This window comes from Blautia fusiformis (assembly GCF_020686995.1).
GTDB classification, from domain to species: domain Bacteria; phylum Bacillota; class Clostridia; order Lachnospirales; family Lachnospiraceae; genus Blautia_A; species Blautia_A fusiformis.
The window spans coordinates 21,777-38,083 of record NZ_JAJEPT010000019.1; the positions used below are offsets into that span (position 1 = coordinate 21,777).

17 protein-coding genes and 1 riboswitch are annotated in these 16,307 nt (G+C 43.2%); of the genes, 11 read left to right on the plus strand and 6 right to left on the minus strand.

Translation table 11 applies throughout. The features are described 5' to 3' along the window. Positions 1–28 precede the first annotated feature (28 nt). Positions 29–146, plus strand: a riboswitch (FMN riboswitch). A 136-nt stretch (positions 147–282) separates the two neighbouring features. Then, positions 283–918 (plus strand): ECF transporter S component, encoded by a 636-nt coding sequence (locus tag LKD46_RS14315; protein WP_022426189.1) that lies wholly within the window; start codon positions 283–285, stop codon positions 916–918. 265 nt (positions 919–1,183) lie between these two features. On the opposite strand, the gene LKD46_RS14320 is transcribed toward LKD46_RS14315, so the two are convergent. Next, the gene (locus tag LKD46_RS14320) at positions 1,184–2,572 is read right to left on the minus strand and encodes an MATE family efflux transporter (protein ID WP_242981860.1); all 1,389 of its coding nucleotides are present in this window, start codon (positions 2,570–2,572) and stop codon (positions 1,184–1,186) included. Between the two features lie 182 nt (positions 2,573–2,754). Here LKD46_RS14320 and LKD46_RS14325 point away from each other — a divergent pair, with 182 nt between their 5' ends. Continuing rightward, entirely contained in the window at positions 2,755–3,366 is a 612-nt protein-coding gene (locus tag LKD46_RS14325) for an NUDIX hydrolase (protein ID WP_110103998.1), read from the plus strand. A 379-nt stretch (positions 3,367–3,745) separates the two neighbouring features. On the opposite strand, the gene LKD46_RS14330 is transcribed toward LKD46_RS14325, so the two are convergent. Further along, the gene (locus LKD46_RS14330) at positions 3,746–4,267 is read right to left on the minus strand and encodes a hypothetical protein (RefSeq protein ID WP_110103997.1); all 522 of its coding nucleotides are present in this window, start codon (positions 4,265–4,267) and stop codon (positions 3,746–3,748) included. A 348-nt stretch (positions 4,268–4,615) separates the two neighbouring features. On the opposite strand from LKD46_RS14330, the gene LKD46_RS14335 reads away from it, so the two are divergent. From LKD46_RS14335 to LKD46_RS14355, 5 genes are all read left to right on the plus strand, one after another. Next, entirely contained in the window at positions 4,616–5,800 is a 1,185-nt protein-coding gene (locus LKD46_RS14335; RefSeq protein WP_110103796.1) for an SAM-dependent methyltransferase, read from the plus strand. A gap of 381 nt (positions 5,801–6,181) precedes the next feature. Then, positions 6,182–7,210 (plus strand): zinc-dependent alcohol dehydrogenase, encoded by a 1,029-nt coding sequence (locus tag LKD46_RS14340; protein WP_015526214.1) that lies wholly within the window; start codon positions 6,182–6,184, stop codon positions 7,208–7,210. Between the two features lie 430 nt (positions 7,211–7,640). Beyond that, a complete protein-coding gene (locus LKD46_RS14345) occupies positions 7,641–8,138 on the plus strand; it encodes a nitroreductase family protein (protein WP_110103795.1) in 498 nt (165 codons plus the stop codon). Between the two features lie 177 nt (positions 8,139–8,315). Continuing rightward, entirely contained in the window at positions 8,316–8,537 is a 222-nt protein-coding gene (locus tag LKD46_RS14350; protein ID WP_059086708.1) for a hypothetical protein, read from the plus strand. 521 nt (positions 8,538–9,058) lie between these two features. Continuing rightward, complete coding sequence (locus LKD46_RS14355) at positions 9,059–10,756, plus strand: carbon starvation CstA family protein (protein ID WP_110103794.1); 1,698 nt, start codon at positions 9,059–9,061, stop codon at positions 10,754–10,756. A gap of 107 nt (positions 10,757–10,863) precedes the next feature. On the opposite strand, the gene LKD46_RS16815 is transcribed toward LKD46_RS14355, so the two are convergent. After that, positions 10,864–11,028: a helix-turn-helix domain-containing protein gene (locus tag LKD46_RS16815; protein ID WP_180214222.1), complete on the minus strand. Its 165-nt coding sequence runs from the start codon at positions 11,026–11,028 to the stop codon at positions 10,864–10,866. Between LKD46_RS16815 and LKD46_RS14365 the strand changes: the two genes are divergently transcribed. Then, positions 10,973–11,248, plus strand: coding sequence for a hypothetical protein (locus tag LKD46_RS14365; RefSeq protein ID WP_147238614.1), 276 nt, complete (start codon positions 10,973–10,975; stop codon positions 11,246–11,248). The two genes, LKD46_RS16815 and LKD46_RS14365, sit on opposite strands and share 56 nt — an antisense overlap. Further along, positions 11,230–12,066, plus strand: a complete 837-nt coding sequence (locus tag LKD46_RS14370; protein ID WP_110103792.1) for a S8 family serine peptidase — start codon at positions 11,230–11,232, stop codon at positions 12,064–12,066. The genes LKD46_RS14365 and LKD46_RS14370 overlap by 19 nt, the downstream gene beginning before the upstream one ends. 54 nt (positions 12,067–12,120) lie before the next feature. Here the strand turns inward: LKD46_RS14370 and LKD46_RS14375 are convergent, their stop codons facing one another. After that, positions 12,121–12,291, minus strand: coding sequence for a hypothetical protein (locus tag LKD46_RS14375; protein ID WP_005428285.1), 171 nt, complete (start codon positions 12,289–12,291; stop codon positions 12,121–12,123). Between the two features lie 156 nt (positions 12,292–12,447). Here LKD46_RS14375 and LKD46_RS14380 point away from each other — a divergent pair, with 156 nt between their 5' ends. Then, positions 12,448–12,828, plus strand: coding sequence for a TnpV protein (locus LKD46_RS14380; protein WP_005428283.1), 381 nt, complete (start codon positions 12,448–12,450; stop codon positions 12,826–12,828). Positions 12,829–13,137: 309 nt separating this feature from the next. Beyond that, a complete protein-coding gene (locus LKD46_RS14385; RefSeq protein WP_005428282.1) occupies positions 13,138–13,803 on the plus strand; it encodes a PBECR4 domain-containing protein in 666 nt (221 codons plus the stop codon). Between the two features lie 411 nt (positions 13,804–14,214). Here LKD46_RS14385 and mobQ read toward each other — a convergent pair whose 3' ends face one another. Together mobQ and LKD46_RS14395 are read right to left on the minus strand one after the other, a co-directional pair. Continuing rightward, positions 14,215–15,924 (minus strand): MobQ family relaxase, encoded by a 1,710-nt coding sequence (gene mobQ / locus LKD46_RS14390; RefSeq protein ID WP_023924145.1) that lies wholly within the window; start codon positions 15,922–15,924, stop codon positions 14,215–14,217. Between the two features lie 135 nt (positions 15,925–16,059). After that, the gene (locus tag LKD46_RS14395; RefSeq protein ID WP_005428277.1) at positions 16,060–16,281 is read right to left on the minus strand and encodes a hypothetical protein; all 222 of its coding nucleotides are present in this window, start codon (positions 16,279–16,281) and stop codon (positions 16,060–16,062) included. Positions 16,282–16,307 lie beyond the last annotated feature (26 nt).

Genomic DNA, 16,307 nt, shown 5'->3' on the forward strand with positions numbered 1-16,307 from the left:
GCGCGTTATAATGAACTCATAAAAAAGGAAATTTCTTCGGGGCAGGGTGTGATTCCCTACCGGCGGTATAGTCCGCGACCCGCTTTGGCGGCTGATCTGGTGAAATTCCGGAACCGACAGTAAAGTCTGGATGAGAGAAGAACGCGCAGTATTTAAAGAACGTGCTCAGTGCCCCGGGAAGAAGCTCCCGGGGCTTTTTATGTGAAGAAATAGAAATTTTTTTCGCATAAAGATTTCTTGTGGAAATTTTCTTTGAATATTTCTGAAGAAGGAGAGAGAGTTATGAGTGAACAGATATTACAGAGAGGAAATGCCGTGGAAAGAAGCAGAACAAGAACCATCGCGCAGGTAGCCATGCTTGGTGCTGTGGCAGGAGTATTAATGAATCTTGAGTTTCCGATCCCGTTTCTTGCACCATCTTTTTATCAGCTTGATTTTTCCGAGGTACCGGTTATGGTAGGAACCTTCGCTATGGGACCTGTGGCAGGTATCCTGATCGAACTTGTGAAGATTCTCGTACATCTTGTGACTAAGGGGACCATGACTGCCGGTGTTGGTGATGTTGCCAATTTCCTGTTTGGATGTGCCTATGTGGTACCGGCCGGCCTGATCTACCGTTTCCGTCACAAAAAGAGCAGAGTACATGCAGTTGCAGGTATGGCAGCAGGAACAGTCCTGACAGCGATCCTTGCATGCTTTGTCAATGCCTTTGTATTGCTTCCGGCTTACGGTAAGGCGTTTGGAATGCCGATCGAGACCTTTATCCAGATGGGAAGCGCAGTACACAGCTCCGTAAACGGACTGCTTACCTTTGCACTGCTGATCATTGCTCCGTTTAATATCTTTAAATATGCACTGACATCTCTGATCGTATTTGTAATTTATAAGAAGATCCGTGTTGTACTGAAGGGTGACTGATCATAAGCAGCTGCCGGAGGATGAAGAAAAGATCAGAAATTGGTGGTTTCAGATAAATATCTGAGAATGTGAGAAATGCCATGTAATATATTGCCGATGGGCAGTAAATTACATGGCATTTTTTATGTTATAGGAAATTACTCCGTAATGTTCCCATAACATAAAAAAGCCCTCCGGGCAGGATCGCACTGCGACGGAGAGGAATAATGTCGCTGAAGCGACCCGTCGCAGGCGGAGAATCCTGCAAGCAGGATTCTTTCTTGTGTCAGGCGTTTTGTTCTGCAGCTTTCATGACTCCAAGCTCACGTCTGGCAAAAACAACGGCCAGCACAAATGCAGAGGTATCTGCAATTGGTCCTGCGTACATGACGCCATCGATTCCGAAGAAGACCGGGAAGATGACGATCAGCGGCAGCAGGAAGAGCACCTGCCTTGTGAGGGACATGATCACACCAAGCCGGGCTTTTCCAATGGAGGTAAAAAAGCCGGCGGACATAGGCTGGATCCCGTTGGCAAAGGTCATCAGCATGAAGATGCGGAGATATTTTTCTGCAAAATGAAAGTACAGGTCGCTGCCGTTTCCGAAGATGCCTACGATCTGATGCGGGAAGAACTGGAAGCAGATAAAAAATATGGTTGCGATCACAGTACATAAGGTTACGGAATAGCGGTATGTCTGGCGCACGCGGCTGTATTTTTCGGCGCCGTAGTTAAATCCCCAGATGGGCTGGGAGCCCTGGGAGATTCCGATGCAGATGGCCATAAATACCTGATTGACTTTGGAAATGATCCCTGCACAGGCGATTGGAATATCACTTCCGTAAGCGGAGAGTGCTCCGTAATGGCGAAGTGTATTGTTCATGACGATCTGCACTGCAGCAATGGCAACCTGATTGATACAGGATGCCATTCCCAGAGAAAAAATGGCAGACAGATTGCGTGCCTTAGGAATCAGCATGGAGTGGTCCAGGTACATTTTTCGGAGTCTGGAAAAATAAAAGATGATCAGAAGTCCGGATACAATCTGGCCGATCACGGTTGCCCAGGCTGCACCTTTGATGCCCCAGCCGAATCCAAAGATGAAAAGCGGGTCCAGGATGGTGTTGATGGCGGCACCGGCCAGGATGCAGGTCATGGAATAGGTAGGACTCCTGTCTGCTCGGATCAGGTGGTTGCCGCCTGTGCTTAAAACATAAAAGGGAAGTCCAATGGCGGTGATCCCTATGTAATCAATGGCATAGGGCATGACGTCCGGTGTTCCGCCGAAAAAATGAAGAAGTGGCTTCAGGAACAGAAGGACAATGACAGAGAGTATCGTACCGGAGATTATCAGCGTGGAGAGTCCGGTTCCTGCAATGGAGCTGGCTTTTTTTTCGTTTCCTGCGCCCATTTCCAGGTTGTAATTGGAGGCGCTGCCGATTCCCAGGAGCAATGCAGCAGCAGTAGAGATAATGGTTACGGGAAATGCGATGTTTGTGGCGGCGTTTCCAAGCATTCCTACGCCCTGGCCGATAAAGATCTGGTCAACGATATTGTACAGAGCGCTGACCAGCATGCTGATGATGGCGGGAATGGCGAATTTGGCGATCAGGCTGCCTACAGGGGCGGTTCCCAGAGGGTTTTCGGCCTGGGCAGCATTGGTCTGATTTTTCAATGTTTTTTCCTTCTTTCTTGTCTACAGTAGCTGTTTGGTAATGTAATAAGTAAATTTAAATTTTATAGCAGGATATTTATTATAGCACTATTGTGAAGGGAGTGTAAGTATAAAAAATTGACCTTTGGTTTTGGATGGGATAAAATGTTTTTAGAAAAAATTTTCGGGAAGGAGTTTTTCAGATGGGTAAGATCAATAGTGTGAAAAAACTTACAGATAATAAGTTCGTGAATCTTTATGGAGTGGATGCGACCAGTGTACATGATACGCCGGTTTCTTATTTTGTGGCCTCCAGGGCGAAGTGTGTGGAGGATATGAAGCTTTCTACAGGGGAGAATCATCCGGATGGGGTGATCATTTACAGTGTTTATGGAGAGAAGCGGGATAAGGTTGTGCTGATCCGTCAGTATCGGTATACGATCGGCGGGTATATTTATGAGTTTCCGGCGGGGCTTGTGGAGCCTGGGGAGGATTTCCATGAGGGTGCTGTGCGGGAGATGTTTGAGGAGACCGGGTTGAAGCTGGAGCCGATCAAGGTTGCGGAGGCTTTTGAGAAGCCTTATTTTACGACGATTGGGATGACGGATGAATCCTGTGCTACGGTTTATGGGTATGCCAGTGGTGAGGTTAGTAAGGCTGCTCAGGAGGATAGTGAGGAGATCGAGGTTGTGATCGCGGACCGGGATGAGGTCAGGAGGATCCTGAAGGAGGAGAGGGTTGCGATCATGTGTGCTTATATGCTGATGCATTTTCTTGAGGATGAGGAGGTGTTTGGATTTCTTGGGGAGATTTAAACGGAGGTAGTTATATGGTGGAAGGGGACGCCAGTGAGGGGCTTCTTTCCAGGCTGGGGCTTCGTCGGGGGCTGGCTTCTAAGGTGCCGGAATTCTGCTAAAAGCGCTTCAAAAAATCTCGAACTCGCGTCTGAAGCCGCTCAAACAGCGAGATTTTTTGAAGCAACGCAGATTTTCGCCACCTAAGAAGCAGCTCCCCTCCTGCAGAGTCAGCCTGGAAAGAAGCCCCTCACTGGCTGTGCGTTGGCCGTGAGACGTGTTAAATCTCGTGGGGAGTGTTGCTAGTGGGGTGGTATGACGGGAGTTGGATGAGCCGTTAGCGCTGCGCTGGATGGATGAGAAAAACGGGGAATCTGCGGTTGCGGATTCCCCGTTTTGGTCAGAGCTCTGTGAGTTTTCCCAGGTCTTTGTTGTATTTGCAGTATTTGCCGTTTTCGGAGATAAATGGCTGGTAGGTGTCGGTACGGTTGTCTTTGACGTAGACGATTCCGGTGGCGATCATTTCTACCAGGGAGAAGCGTTTGCTTAAGCTGGAGATCCAGCGGTAGGTTTTTTCGTTGCCGGAGTCTGCCATGAGGAGGTTGTAGCCGCCTGGGCAGGCTTCCAGGGTGAAGTAGACTTTCTGGGACCGGATGGAGGTGTTGAAGACCTGGCCGGTGATGTAGGTGGAGAAGTTGGTTTCTACAAATTGGCGGAAGGTGTAGAAATCGTAGATCACGCCGGTGGTCTCATCTTTGATCTTGTCGCCGCGTTCGATGCGGGCTTTCAGGAGCTTGAGGACTTCGATGGTCCAATTGATGAAGGAGATGCTGCTGTAGGTCATGCTTTCCTGAAGTTGATCGACCAGCTGTTTTGACAGGATGTTGGATTTTGATGCTTCATTAAAAAGTTCTTCGTTCATAAGGTTCCCTCCAGTGTTGGATTTTTATATGGTTTTCGCTCTTTTTTTGTATCTTTTATTATAAGTCTGAATTATATATAAAGCAATAAAAAATGCGTAAAATACAAAGATGATTATCGGGAAATGATATATAATTGACGATTATGTTTTGGAAATGTCAGTGCTTTTGAGGGCTGGGTTAAATGTGGACTTTAAATATCGAGTTAATTTGGATAACTATAAATAATTATAAGGAAGAGTTTTACCAAATATTCTCATTTTATTGATAAAATTTTGTTGTATATCTCCCTTGACATAAAGCCTTCCTCCGGGTGTATCATAGTGCTGTGTTAAAGGAGGTAGACTATTATGTTTGAGACATTACAGGAGAAGACGGAAGAGAAAGCAATGGTACAGTTCCTTGAACGCTTTACAGATTATCCATTTCTGGTAAAGTTCAAGAATTCCGAGTATCACATCGGAGAGGGCAAACCTACATTTACGGTGAATTTTAAGAAAGCGATTCCTCTGGCGGATCTGATGAAGAGCACATCCCTTGCACTGGGTGAGGCGTATATGCGTGGGGATCTGGATATCGAGGGAAATCTTTATGAAGCGCTGGATCATTTTCTGGGTCAGATGGGGAAATTTTCTACCAATGAATCTGCTCTGAAAAAGATCATGTTCAGTTCAACATCAAAGAAGAACCAGGAAAAGGAAGTGACCAGCCATTATGATATTGGAAATGACTTTTATAAACTTTGGCTGGATGAGACTATGAGTTATTCCTGTGGGTATTTTATCCATGAGGATGATACGTTGTATCAGGCACAGGTAAATAAAGTTGATTATATCCTTAAAAAATTACATCTGGAAGAGGGTATGAGTCTTTTGGATATCGGCTGCGGCTGGGGTTTTCTGCTGATCGAGGCAGCTAAGAAATATAAGGTTCATGGTACCGGTATCACCTTAAGTCATGAACAGTATGCAGAATTTCAGAGACGGATCAAGGATCAGGGGCTGGAAGATTATCTTACGGTAGAGCTGATGGATTACCGTGATTTGCCGAAGAAGGAGTATCAGTTTGACCGTGTTGTCAGTGTCGGTATGCTGGAGCATGTTGGACGTGATAATTATCAGCTGTTTCTTGATTGTGTGGAAAAGGTTCTGAAGCCGGGTGGACTGTTTCTGCTTCACTTTATCAGTGCTCTGAAGGAGCATCCGGGTGATCCGTGGGTCAAGAAATATATTTTCCCGGGCGGAACTGTTCCGAGCTTACGTGAGATCCTGAACCATATGGCAGAGGACAATTTCCATACCCTGGATATCGAAAATCTCCGTCTGCATTACAATAAGACATTGCTTCACTGGGAAAAGAATTTCCGGGACAATATTGAAAAAGAAAAGACTATGTTTGACGAAGAGTTCCTGCGTATGTGGGATCTGTACCTGTCAGCATGTGCGGCAACCTTCCACAACGGAATTATCGATCTTCACCAGATTCTTATGACCAAGGGTGTGAATAATGATCTGCCGATGACACGCTGGTATTGATAAAAGCCTTTACAAACCTGCCGGAAAGGAATATCATACTTCTATAAAATTATTTATTAAAGCGTATAAGGAGCCTGTGGATTCAGCATATGATTACAGAAATGCTGAATCCGCAGGCTTTGTTTTTTAACCGATAAACCGCGAAGGAGTTATTCGGTCATGAGCAAGTAGCGAAGCGTATTGCGAATATTCGCTTGACTATTCCGTTTACCGATAATTATGGAATGTGCATAAAAACAAAGCTGCAAACTTGTTCAATAAGCAGAATCATAGAAAACTATCTTGACAGATCAGGAGAAAAGAATAATAATGTAATTACTTTAATAAAATAATTAATAAAAGATGATATGCAATAGAAAGAAATTAAAGGAGGAGAATAAGATGCTTCAGCAGGTAATGACAAATCCAGGAGAGATTATTTTCAGAGAGGTTCCAGTTCCGGAAGTGGGAGATGACCAGGTTCTGGTTAAGATCATGAACATTGGTATCTGCGGATCAGATATCCATGTATATCACGGCAAGCATCCTTTTACAAAATATCCGGTAACACAGGGACACGAAGTATCCGGTGAGATCACGGGACTTGGAAAGAATGTGACAGGTTTTAAGGTTGGCCAGAAAGTAACCATCGAGCCTCAGGTATACTGCGGACACTGTTATCCATGCCGCCATGGAAAATATAATCTCTGCGAGGAACTGAAGGTTATGGGCTTCCAGACAACAGGAACAGCTTCTGAATTCTTTGCAGTAGATGCATCTAAGGTAACACCGATCCCGGAGGAGATGTCTTACGAGGAAGGTGCAATGATCGAGCCGCTGGCAGTTGCAGTCCATGCAGTGAAGCAGATGGGCGATGTAAAAGGGATGAACATCACAGTGATCGGTGCAGGTCCCATCGGAAATCTTGTTGCGCAGACAGCCAAAGGAATGGGGGCAGCCAGGGTTATGATCACGGATGTCAGTGACCTTCGTCTTGCAAAAGCAAAAGAGTGCGGCATTGATATCTGTGTAAACACAAAGGAGAAAAATTTCGGAGAGGCACTGGTAGAGGCATTTGGTCCGGATAAGGCAGATGTGATCTATGACTGTGCCGGAAATAACATCACCATGGGACAGGCCATCCAGTATGCGAGAAAAGGCAGCGTGATCGTACTGGTAGCGGTATTTGCGGATATGGCAACCGTTGACCTTGCTGTTGCCAATGACCATGAGCTGGATATCAAGAGTACTATGATGTACCGTCATGATGATTATGTAGATGCCATTGATCTTGTAAATGCGGGAAAGGTTCATTTAAAGCCGCTGATCTCAAAGACATTTAAGTTCGCAGATTATCTGAAGGCTTATCAGTATATTGATGAGAACCGTGAGACAACCATGAAGGTTATCATCAATGTGCAGGAGAAATAATTTCTGAAGATTATAAGTGATATAAGAAAAACTCCCGGATGTTTGGCTGTCCGGGAGTTTTCAGATGGTGGCGGTGTCAGATTATGGGAGAATTTTTGGAACAGTTTTGAGTGATTTGTTTATTGATGTGTGGTATGGTTATTATATCTTATAGGATTCTTGTCTGTATGGACATTCTGAAAGCTTCGTATTCTGGAGCGTTTTCCATTTTAAGTTCCTGTAGAGTTCGTAAAAATACGTTTTATGGGGTTTTTATGTTTTGATGATGTGGTATAATTTGGATATACCGGTGGGAGTGATCAATCGTTTGTTTTTGGATGGACGGTCGGATGAAGTGCAGCGTGTGATGACGGATGTAAAATGGCGTCAGAAGCTGTATGATGAGTATGAATTGTAACAAGTGATATGAGTATGACGAGGAGGAATTAGCATGGAGAATATTTTTCACAGAGTAAGTATTCGTAAATATGAAGATAAATCCGTAGAGAAGGAAAAGATCCTTCAGATTTTGAAGGCAGGTATGCAGGCGCCAAGCGCGTGTAATCAGCAACCTTGGGAATTTTATGTTGTGACAGATAAGGAGAAGATCCTGGAGCTTTCCAAAGCCACTCCCTATTCCGGATGTGCAGCAGGTGCACCGGTTGTGATCGTTCCGGTATATCGGAAAGAGGGATTGCCTGTTCAGGATATGGCACAGATCGATATGTCTATCGCACAGGAGAATATCTGGCTGGAAACGGATGCACTGGGACTTGGCGGCGTGTGGATCGGAATTGCACCGCTTAAGGATCGTATGGCGTTGGTCCATGATATTCTGAAGCTTCCGGAGAATGTGGAGGTATTTTCTCTTTTTGCCCTGGGGTACCCGGCAGAGAGCAGAAAGCAGCAGGATCGTTTTGATAAGAGCAGGATCCACTTTGTAGAATAAAAAAAGCCTTCTTTGAGGAAGATAACATCCGGAAACAGAAGAAGTCTGAATGTAGTGAAAAATACCAATAAATCCTCTGAAAATTTGTGCAGAACGCATTTTGCATGATCGGGATTTTTACGATAAAATGTAAGTATAAGAACTGAAAAACTGCATTAAATGAAAGAGGTGAAGGGTATGAAGGAATATGAGATCATTATTGAAACCATTAATCCCTGCGGCGGCGATCGTCATTCTCAGCAGGAGATCATTGAAGCAAATATCGAGAGCCCGGAAGCTTTCGTAAAAGAAAAAGGAAGATTTCCGATCATTGATAAGATCGAGAATCCCGATGGCGGAGTCGTGATCGTAACCGGTGACGGAAAAGGATACATGGTAAGATATACATTTTCTGAATAATGGATAATGCGGCGTATGTGACGGAAAAAGGATCGTAAAGCAGAGCTGGGATCAGATCTGGCTTCGTTACATACGCCGTGTTTTGGCTTTTACCTAAAAAATGCATAAAAAAACATATGCAAATTTATAAAATATATATAAATTATTTGTTGAATTTTTATAAAAAAAGGAGTAAAACATTAGATAAATAAAAAAGAGAAATGCATGGAACAGGACAGATCACAAGAAGCAGACCGGATCACAGAGAGCCGCAGCTGGTGAGAAGCGGCAGAAGGTATTTTGTGATATCACTTGGGAGCATCCCGCTGAATAGAAAGGTTAAGTAAGCAGGGACGTAGTCTTCACGTTACAGAAGAGGCTGTTTGAAGAGACAGCACTAAGTGGTTGTATTTAGTGATAAATATGATAATACAAAGTGGTACCACGGAACATTCCGCCTTTGTTATCCGAAAGGATAGCAAGGGCTTTTTTAATATATAAAATTATAAAATAAAAAACACAAAGGAAAGAGAGTTGATATTATGAACGGAATAACAATGATGATCATAGCCATTGTAGTTCTCGGAGGCGCATATCTTCTGTATGGCCGTTATCTCCAGAACAAATGGGGCATTGATCCGAAAGCAAAAACTCCGGCATACGAAATGGAGGACGGAGTTGATTATGTACCGGCTGATACAAATGTAGTATTTGGACATCAGTTTGCATCCATAGCAGGTGCAGGTCCCATCAACGGACCGATCCAGGCCGCAATTTTCGGTTGGCTGCCGGTTCTGTTATGGATCCTCATCGGTGGTGTATTTTTCGGAGCTGTGCAGGATTTTGCATCCATGTATGCATCCGTAAAGAATAAAGGACGTACTATCGGATATATCATCGAAGCGTATATCGGAAAGCTTGGAAAAAAATTATTTCTTTTATTCTGTTGGCTGTTCTGTATTCTGGTCGTTGCCGCATTTGCAGATGTTGTAGCAGGAACCTTTAACGGATTTGTCGCAAATGATGCAGGAACAGTTACAAAGGTAGCGGCAAACGGAGCTGTTGCAACCACTTCCATGTTATTTATATTTGAGGCTGTTGCACTTGGATTTTTCCTTAAATATACAAAATTCAACAAATGGGTCAACACTGCAGTCGCAATTTTACTGCTGGTAGCAGCAATTGTGCTGGGACTTAATTTTCCCATGTATGTAAGTCTTGGAACCTGGCATATCATCATTTTTGTATACATCCTGATCGCCAGTGTCGCTCCTGTATGGGCACTGCTTCAGCCACGTGATTATCTGAACAGCTATCTGCTCATTTTTATGATCGTCGGTGCGGTTATCGGTGTATTTGTTGCCAATCCTTCCTGTAACCTGAAGGCATTTACAAGCTTTCACGTAGACGGACAGTATATGTTCCCGATCCTGTTTGTAACCATTGCCTGCGGTGCTGTTTCCGGCTTCCATTCACTGGTATCTTCCGGTACTGCATCCAAGCAGATCAAAAATGAGAAAAACATGCTTCCTGTTTCCTTTGGAGCAATGCTGATGGAAAGTATGCTTGCCATCATCGCACTGATCGCAGTTGCATCCTTTGCAGACGGTGAAGCAGCAGCACAGGGACTTACAACACAGCCGCAGATTTTTGCAGGTGCTATCGCAAACTTCCTTTCTGTAGTTGGCCTTCCGCATTCCCTGGTATTTACCCTGATTAACCTTGCTGTATCCGCATTTGCACTGACCTCTCTTGATTCTGTAGCCAGAGTCGGACGTCTGTCATTCCAGGAATTTTTCCTTGATTCTGATACAGATGAGGAAAACATGAGCCCGTTCCTGAAGGTAGTAACAAATAAATATTTCGCAACAGTCATTACACTGGTACTTGCCTACATGCTTACAAAGGTCGGCTATGCTGAGATCTGGCCGCTGTTCGGCTCCGCAAACCAGCTGTTATCTGTACTCGCTCTTGTAGCCTGTGCAGTATTCTTAAAGAAAACAAAACGTCAGGGCTGTATGCTCTGGATCCCGATGGTATTCATGATGGCAGTTACCTTCACAGCACTTGGCATGACCATCACAAAGCTTTCAAAGGCACTGGTAACAACAGGGCTGGATCTTGGAAACACCTTACAGCTTGTATTTGCAGTATTACTGCTGATCCTTGGTGTACTGGTAGCGATCCAGGGCGTGAAGAAACTGCTTGAGAAGACAGATGATAAAAAAGCAACGGCATAATATTATCGGATGAGATCACGGATTTCTGTTTGGCTGAAGAGGCATGAGTCATATAAATGGCTCATACCTTTTTACATCCATGGAATTTTGAGATATCTAAAGACGATTTATGACTCCATGCGCCTGCATTCATTGGGAGTCATTCCGAATTGCTTTTTGAAAGCAGTCTGAAAGTGGCTCTGGCTGGAGAAGCATAAAAAGGTGCTGATCGTACGGATGGATTTGTTTGTATATTGCAGCAATTCTTTACCTTCCTCCAGCTTGCAGCGCAAAATAAATGCGCTGACAGAAAAACCAAGGGTCTTTTTAAATAATCAGGAAATGATGGCTGCGATGATGGAAGGAATGCCGCTTCGTCAGTTGTTAAGCTTCGTTCCCGGAATTAAAAGAGAAATACTGGAACAGATGGTTGGTGCTTTAAACGAAGGCGTTGCATATAATAAAAAAAATGTATCAATGGAAATAAAAGCCTTATGCCAGACCAGAAATTAGAGAATCTACTTAATCTTGCCATGAATGCCCTGCCGCAGGAACGGGCGAAATCGGAAAATCTGAATGTGGGATATGATCCCACTACCAGGCTGTGGGATGTGATCGTGAAATACAGCGGTCCGGAAAGCGGACTTGGTGGTGAGAGGATCCAGGTGGTCCCGCTGCTTGGCAGCTATGCAGTAGTGACATTGCCGGAAACGGAAATTTCTGCATACTCAGTTAGAGAGCAGATCGAGTTTATAGAAAAGCCTAAGAGACTTTATTTTGAGACCTTTGAAGAGCGGGAGGCAAGCTGCATTTTGCCGGTGCAGAATGGAGCCGATGGCTTAACCGGCAAGGGGATTTTGGTGGGTATTGTGGATTCCGGGGTGGACTATTTTCATCCGGATTTCAGAAATGAGGATGGAAGTACCCGGATCCTGCGACTGTGGGATCAGAGTGTAGCTGGAAATCCACCGGAAAACTATGTATCAGGAACTGAATATACGAAGGAAGAAATTGATGAGGCGCTTGCACTCGGGGAAACCGAAGGCAGGCGCCTTGTTCCGTCTGGGGATTTCAGCGGACATGGAACAGCAGTTCTTGGAATAGCAGCAGGAAATGGGAGAGCATCGGAGGGAGTGAAGCGAGGCGTTGCGTATAGAAGTGATCTTCTGGTGGTAAAGATGGGAAATCCACGGGAAAATTCATTTCCGCGGACAACGGAGCTGATGGAGGGTATTGATTACCTGATACGGCAGGCAGTGAAGATGAGAAAACCGATCGTTATAAACGTCAGCTTTGGGAATAATTATGGTTCTCATGAACCTTATAATTAAGGGAAAACATAAGAAAACACTGATATTTCCTGTGTTTTCAGGCAATTCAGTGTTTTACTCGGATTCATGTTTGGTTGTTGTTTGAGTCTTATAATACTCGGTCAGGATCATGTTAATCTGCTGGGAACGTGTACGATAGTTCGCTTTTGCATCCTTATCAATCTCAGCAACCAGTTCTTTGGACAAAGTAGTATAGACCTGAATATTGTTGGAACTGATAGCCATGTGGCACCTCCGATTCAATTTAATAGAATTATTCTATCATACTTCTTCGGGAGGGGCAATGTGAACTGAAAATTGAAGAATTATTGTTACTGTAAAATTGGAACGGTCGTAAAGAAAATCTATGAATAGAGAACGATAAGAAAGGTAGAACAGACAATGAAGAAAACAATTTTTGAAGAGATGGGCGGTACTTATATCAGACATGGGGATTATCTTATCCCTGCTCTTACCTTACCGAAGGAAGAAGAACAAAGGGTTGTCGGTGTATGGGGACAAAGACATTTGCGGTATTTGAAGGAATACCGCAGATTGCTATATCTGAATATGCTTACAAGCGGCAGGCTGAATGGTTATTTGGCTGATATAGAAGAACAGGCACAGGAACGCTTTGAAAGACTTGTAGAACAGATGAAACAGGCACAAGGCATTACAGAACAGCTAAAGGTGGAAAATGTCTTGGAATGGATAGGAAGAATGAACAATATACAAGTATGTGCGAGGGAGATTGTGGATAAAGAGATAATTTATCAAGAATGAAATGTAAGATAAATAGTGTATAAAATGTAGCAGGGCATCATAAGATAAAATTGTAATTGCATTTTCCACATAGTTCGTGTAAAATGTAATTAGAAAAGCTGTGCATCAGCGGTGGGTTGACACCTAAAATCTGATACGTTTTCCGAACGAAGGTGTCGGAGGTTGGCAGGCAACGGAAAAACCTGATATTTTCCAGACGAAGGTGCTGGAGGTTGGCAGACAACGGAAAAATCAACCATGAGAAGGGAATGTTTAGTGCTGCGGCGTGAACATTCCCTTCTCTAAATTTTATGGGATAAGGATTAAGTTATGGACAAAAGACGTGCAATTCAGATTATGACAAAAGCGGCACAACTATATAAAGAACATCTTGAGGATCAGAAGGTTTTGTTCCTATATGGCTTACCGAAAGAGGTGAATAAGCAATTACAGGAAAGTAATAAGATTTTGTCATCTGTACAGGGATATGAAGTTGTTTTCCATAGATACAATTTTTTACATTTGACAGGAGTTCGATTGAATAAAAAAGAGACAGCTTCTGCAATTCATTTTTACCAGAAATGCCTGGATAAGCGATTAACAGAAAATGATTTTGTTTTTGCAAAAGATGGCTCTACGGGGCAAAAATTGGATATATTGGAACGTATGATGCTTATTAAGAAAAACGTAACAATGATAGGAGAATTTACAGATCGAGGACCGAAATTATATACAGAAAAAGCTGCCGGGAATATATGTGGTTGTATTGGCTTCGTAAAAGATAAAAATACGAAATTAAATGTACCGAACACATTGCTGAAAAAGGACATCAGAGATGTAACAGCACAGCCTACATATAAAGTATTTGCTGTAATATCAAAACACTATACAGATGAGAAATATACAAATCTTGTGAAGATGGACAAAAGTATTGATTTGAAAGAGTGTTGTTTCTCAGAAACAATAGAAAATATGATAGATAGAGAAAATCTATAATGAAATATAAAGAAACCATGCTACTGCTTTTTGTAACAGTATCATGGTTTTATTGTTTGTCGTCTATATTTTAAGTTGATTATTACTTTACAAAATTGGCAATGTTATAATTATCATTGATTTTAGAAGAAGGGAGTATCGAGGGAAATTAGTGGAACTGGTTTTGCAAGCATAGCGTTTGGATATCCAAACGCACTTTGGGAGCCCCCCAAACCCCATTTGTTGGCTTTACAAAGTAGGAATTTTTTGCTCAAGATAAAAAGAGAGTGCGTAAGCGGAAAGAAATCAAATTATGCTTACGCACTTTGTGCCTCACTTTTGCTCGGTGGTTAGCAGTTTGTGAATTATTGGGATGAAGCAATATAACTGTTTTGAGAAAACGGGATATTTTTTATATTAGTAGTTTAAACATTATAGTTCTGTGTTGTGCGATTTTTGCCTGGATTGAACAGGATGTTTTTTTTGCAATTCCTGTTTCCTCTGATATTCAAGTTCCCAGGTACGATGAGAGAAGCTATAGGGATCTTCCATATTGAGATCATCCACTTCATGGGTTGCGATATCACGATAGTGATAGTCATAATATTCACCAAAAGTACCTTTGAGCTGCTCAATCAGTTTCTCTCGGAAAGTAGGTCGTATCTGGATTCTGGCATCCAGTAATTCTGTATATTGCTCTGGTTTAGGCCGGAGTTTTTCCTCTTGGAAAGCGACAGCATCTTTTTCAAGCTGCTCTTTGAGAGCCATATCCTGAGAATCGAGAATATCCAGATTCTTATCCATCTGGTCGTATTTTCTGGAAAGGCTCGCCATATCTTTCTCTGTGGAGCATTCAGCCTGAAACAGCAGCTGTTCTTTGGCAGATTTCAGTTCCTCGATTTCTTCTGTTACGGTTGTAAGCTGCTGGTTTAACTTTATATGCTGGAAAGGATTTAGAATACTGGTTTTACTTTTTTGCACATTTAGTTCTTTCTTTTCAGTAACTTTCGCTTTGAGCTTTTTCTTAATGGTATCATATTTATTTAGGATAGGACGAAAATGCTGCATCCAGTCATGGATCACTTCTTTTTGCATTTCATTATGAAGTAAATGATATTGTGTAAAAATCATATGATTGCGGATTGCTTCTAATGTTTCTGCAATTACCGGAATAGATTTTTCGACAGCTTGAACCAATTTTTTTATCTGTGTTTTTAATTCCCGTAGTATTCTGTTATCCGCACGAACCCGACGGTTGATTTCACACCGGTCTGCTATCATGCCTTTCTTTTCCATATTCTGGGCAATGTAGCCTTCGTGGATGGTTGGCTGTTCAGTGATTCCCTGAGCTGCAAAACTGCGGTGATCAATGGCGGCATTTATCTGATTAAGGGCAAGCATTTTATTTACGGCATCTGCCCAGTTTGCTCTCCAGAGGCAGAGCTGTTCCTCACTGTTCCATTGTTCGGAAATCGGGTTTTGTCTGCCATACCGGGTGCTTTTTGGATGTTTGTCGATACGTTCATAACCTTTCTCCTGTGCTGCCGAGGGAGTCAGATATACTTTCTTTTTCCCAGCTTTATAACGATACTGTTTTTCCCAGCCCTCTTTCTGAGCATCCTTAAATTCAGAAGCAGTAAATCCCTTTTCCTCTCCATCTTTGATGCATAGATATTCTTTTTCGGTTTTATACTGCCATGTTCCGTTTTCGTTTAATGGACGGACAGTAAGTAGAATGTGTGCATGGGGATTGTGACCATCTGTATCGTGAATGGCGAAATCGGCACACATTCCCATATCTACAAAATTCTTTTGAATAAAATTCTGAAGAAGAGAAATATTGCTGTCTTTATCCAACTCAATAGGGAGTGCGACAACAAATTCTCTTGCCAGTCGGCTGTCTTTTGTTTTTTCAGCAGCTTCTACAGCATTCCAGAGTTGCTCCCGGTTTTTCCATTTAGGCGGAGCCATAGGGGGAAGCATTACTTCCTGATAGATCAGTCCATGTTTTCGGGTGTAGTCATGCTGGATGCCATCGTAATCATTGTATATGCGGCTACAGCTCATATAAGCAGATGCAGCGACAGCAGACCGCCCGGAACCACGGCTGACGACCTTGGCTTGCATATGATAAATTGCCATATCTGGCACCTCCTTTCGATGTTGCCTGCAACAGCGGATAGCCCTCGGCAGAGCGCACGAGCCCCGTAGGGGATACCACCGCCCGATTTATCGGGTGGTGAGTAAGTGCGCCCTTCGGGAGTAGAACTTGTGTATTTACATTCCTCTTAGCCGGAGCATCAGCTCCCGCTTTAGGGTATCTAAATCCATTTCTTTAATATGTGGAGCAATGCTTTCCAGAATCGCTCCTTCTTGAATCAATCTGCGTGTTCTGGCATTACGTTCCTTTTTACGGTTTCTTGCTTCGATTTCTTCCAGTCTGTGTTTTGCCTGTAAAAGCACTTTTTCTTCTGGTGTCATAATTCTTTTATTTGCCATATCTGGCACCTCCTTTTTATGCCCGT

Coding starts and splice junctions, on each gene's coding strand:
- LKD46_RS14385 (WP_005428282.1), top strand. CDS start 13,138: ATGGACAAAAGACGTGCAATTCAGATTATGACAAAAGCGGCACAACTA.
- LKD46_RS14380 (WP_005428283.1), top strand. CDS start 12,448: ATGAAGAAAACAATTTTTGAAGAGATGGGCGGTACTTATATCAGACAT.
- LKD46_RS14335 (WP_110103796.1), top strand. CDS start 4,616: ATGTTTGAGACATTACAGGAGAAGACGGAAGAGAAAGCAATGGTACAG.
- LKD46_RS14350 (WP_059086708.1), top strand. CDS start 8,316: ATGAAGGAATATGAGATCATTATTGAAACCATTAATCCCTGCGGCGGC.
- mobQ (WP_023924145.1), bottom strand. CDS start 15,924: ATGGCAATTTATCATATGCAAGCCAAGGTCGTCAGCCGTGGTTCCGGG.
- LKD46_RS14365 (WP_147238614.1), top strand. CDS start 10,973: ATGGATTTGTTTGTATATTGCAGCAATTCTTTACCTTCCTCCAGCTTG.
- LKD46_RS14330 (WP_110103997.1), bottom strand. CDS start 4,267: ATGAACGAAGAACTTTTTAATGAAGCATCAAAATCCAACATCCTGTCA.
- LKD46_RS14315 (WP_022426189.1), top strand. CDS start 283: ATGAGTGAACAGATATTACAGAGAGGAAATGCCGTGGAAAGAAGCAGA.
- LKD46_RS14340 (WP_015526214.1), top strand. CDS start 6,182: ATGCTTCAGCAGGTAATGACAAATCCAGGAGAGATTATTTTCAGAGAG.
- LKD46_RS14325 (WP_110103998.1), top strand. CDS start 2,755: ATGGGTAAGATCAATAGTGTGAAAAAACTTACAGATAATAAGTTCGTG.
- LKD46_RS14355 (WP_110103794.1), top strand. CDS start 9,059: ATGAACGGAATAACAATGATGATCATAGCCATTGTAGTTCTCGGAGGC.
- LKD46_RS14345 (WP_110103795.1), top strand. CDS start 7,641: ATGGAGAATATTTTTCACAGAGTAAGTATTCGTAAATATGAAGATAAA.
- LKD46_RS14370 (WP_110103792.1), top strand. CDS start 11,230: ATGCCAGACCAGAAATTAGAGAATCTACTTAATCTTGCCATGAATGCC.
- LKD46_RS14375 (WP_005428285.1), bottom strand. CDS start 12,291: ATGGCTATCAGTTCCAACAATATTCAGGTCTATACTACTTTGTCCAAA.
- LKD46_RS14395 (WP_005428277.1), bottom strand. CDS start 16,281: ATGGCAAATAAAAGAATTATGACACCAGAAGAAAAAGTGCTTTTACAG.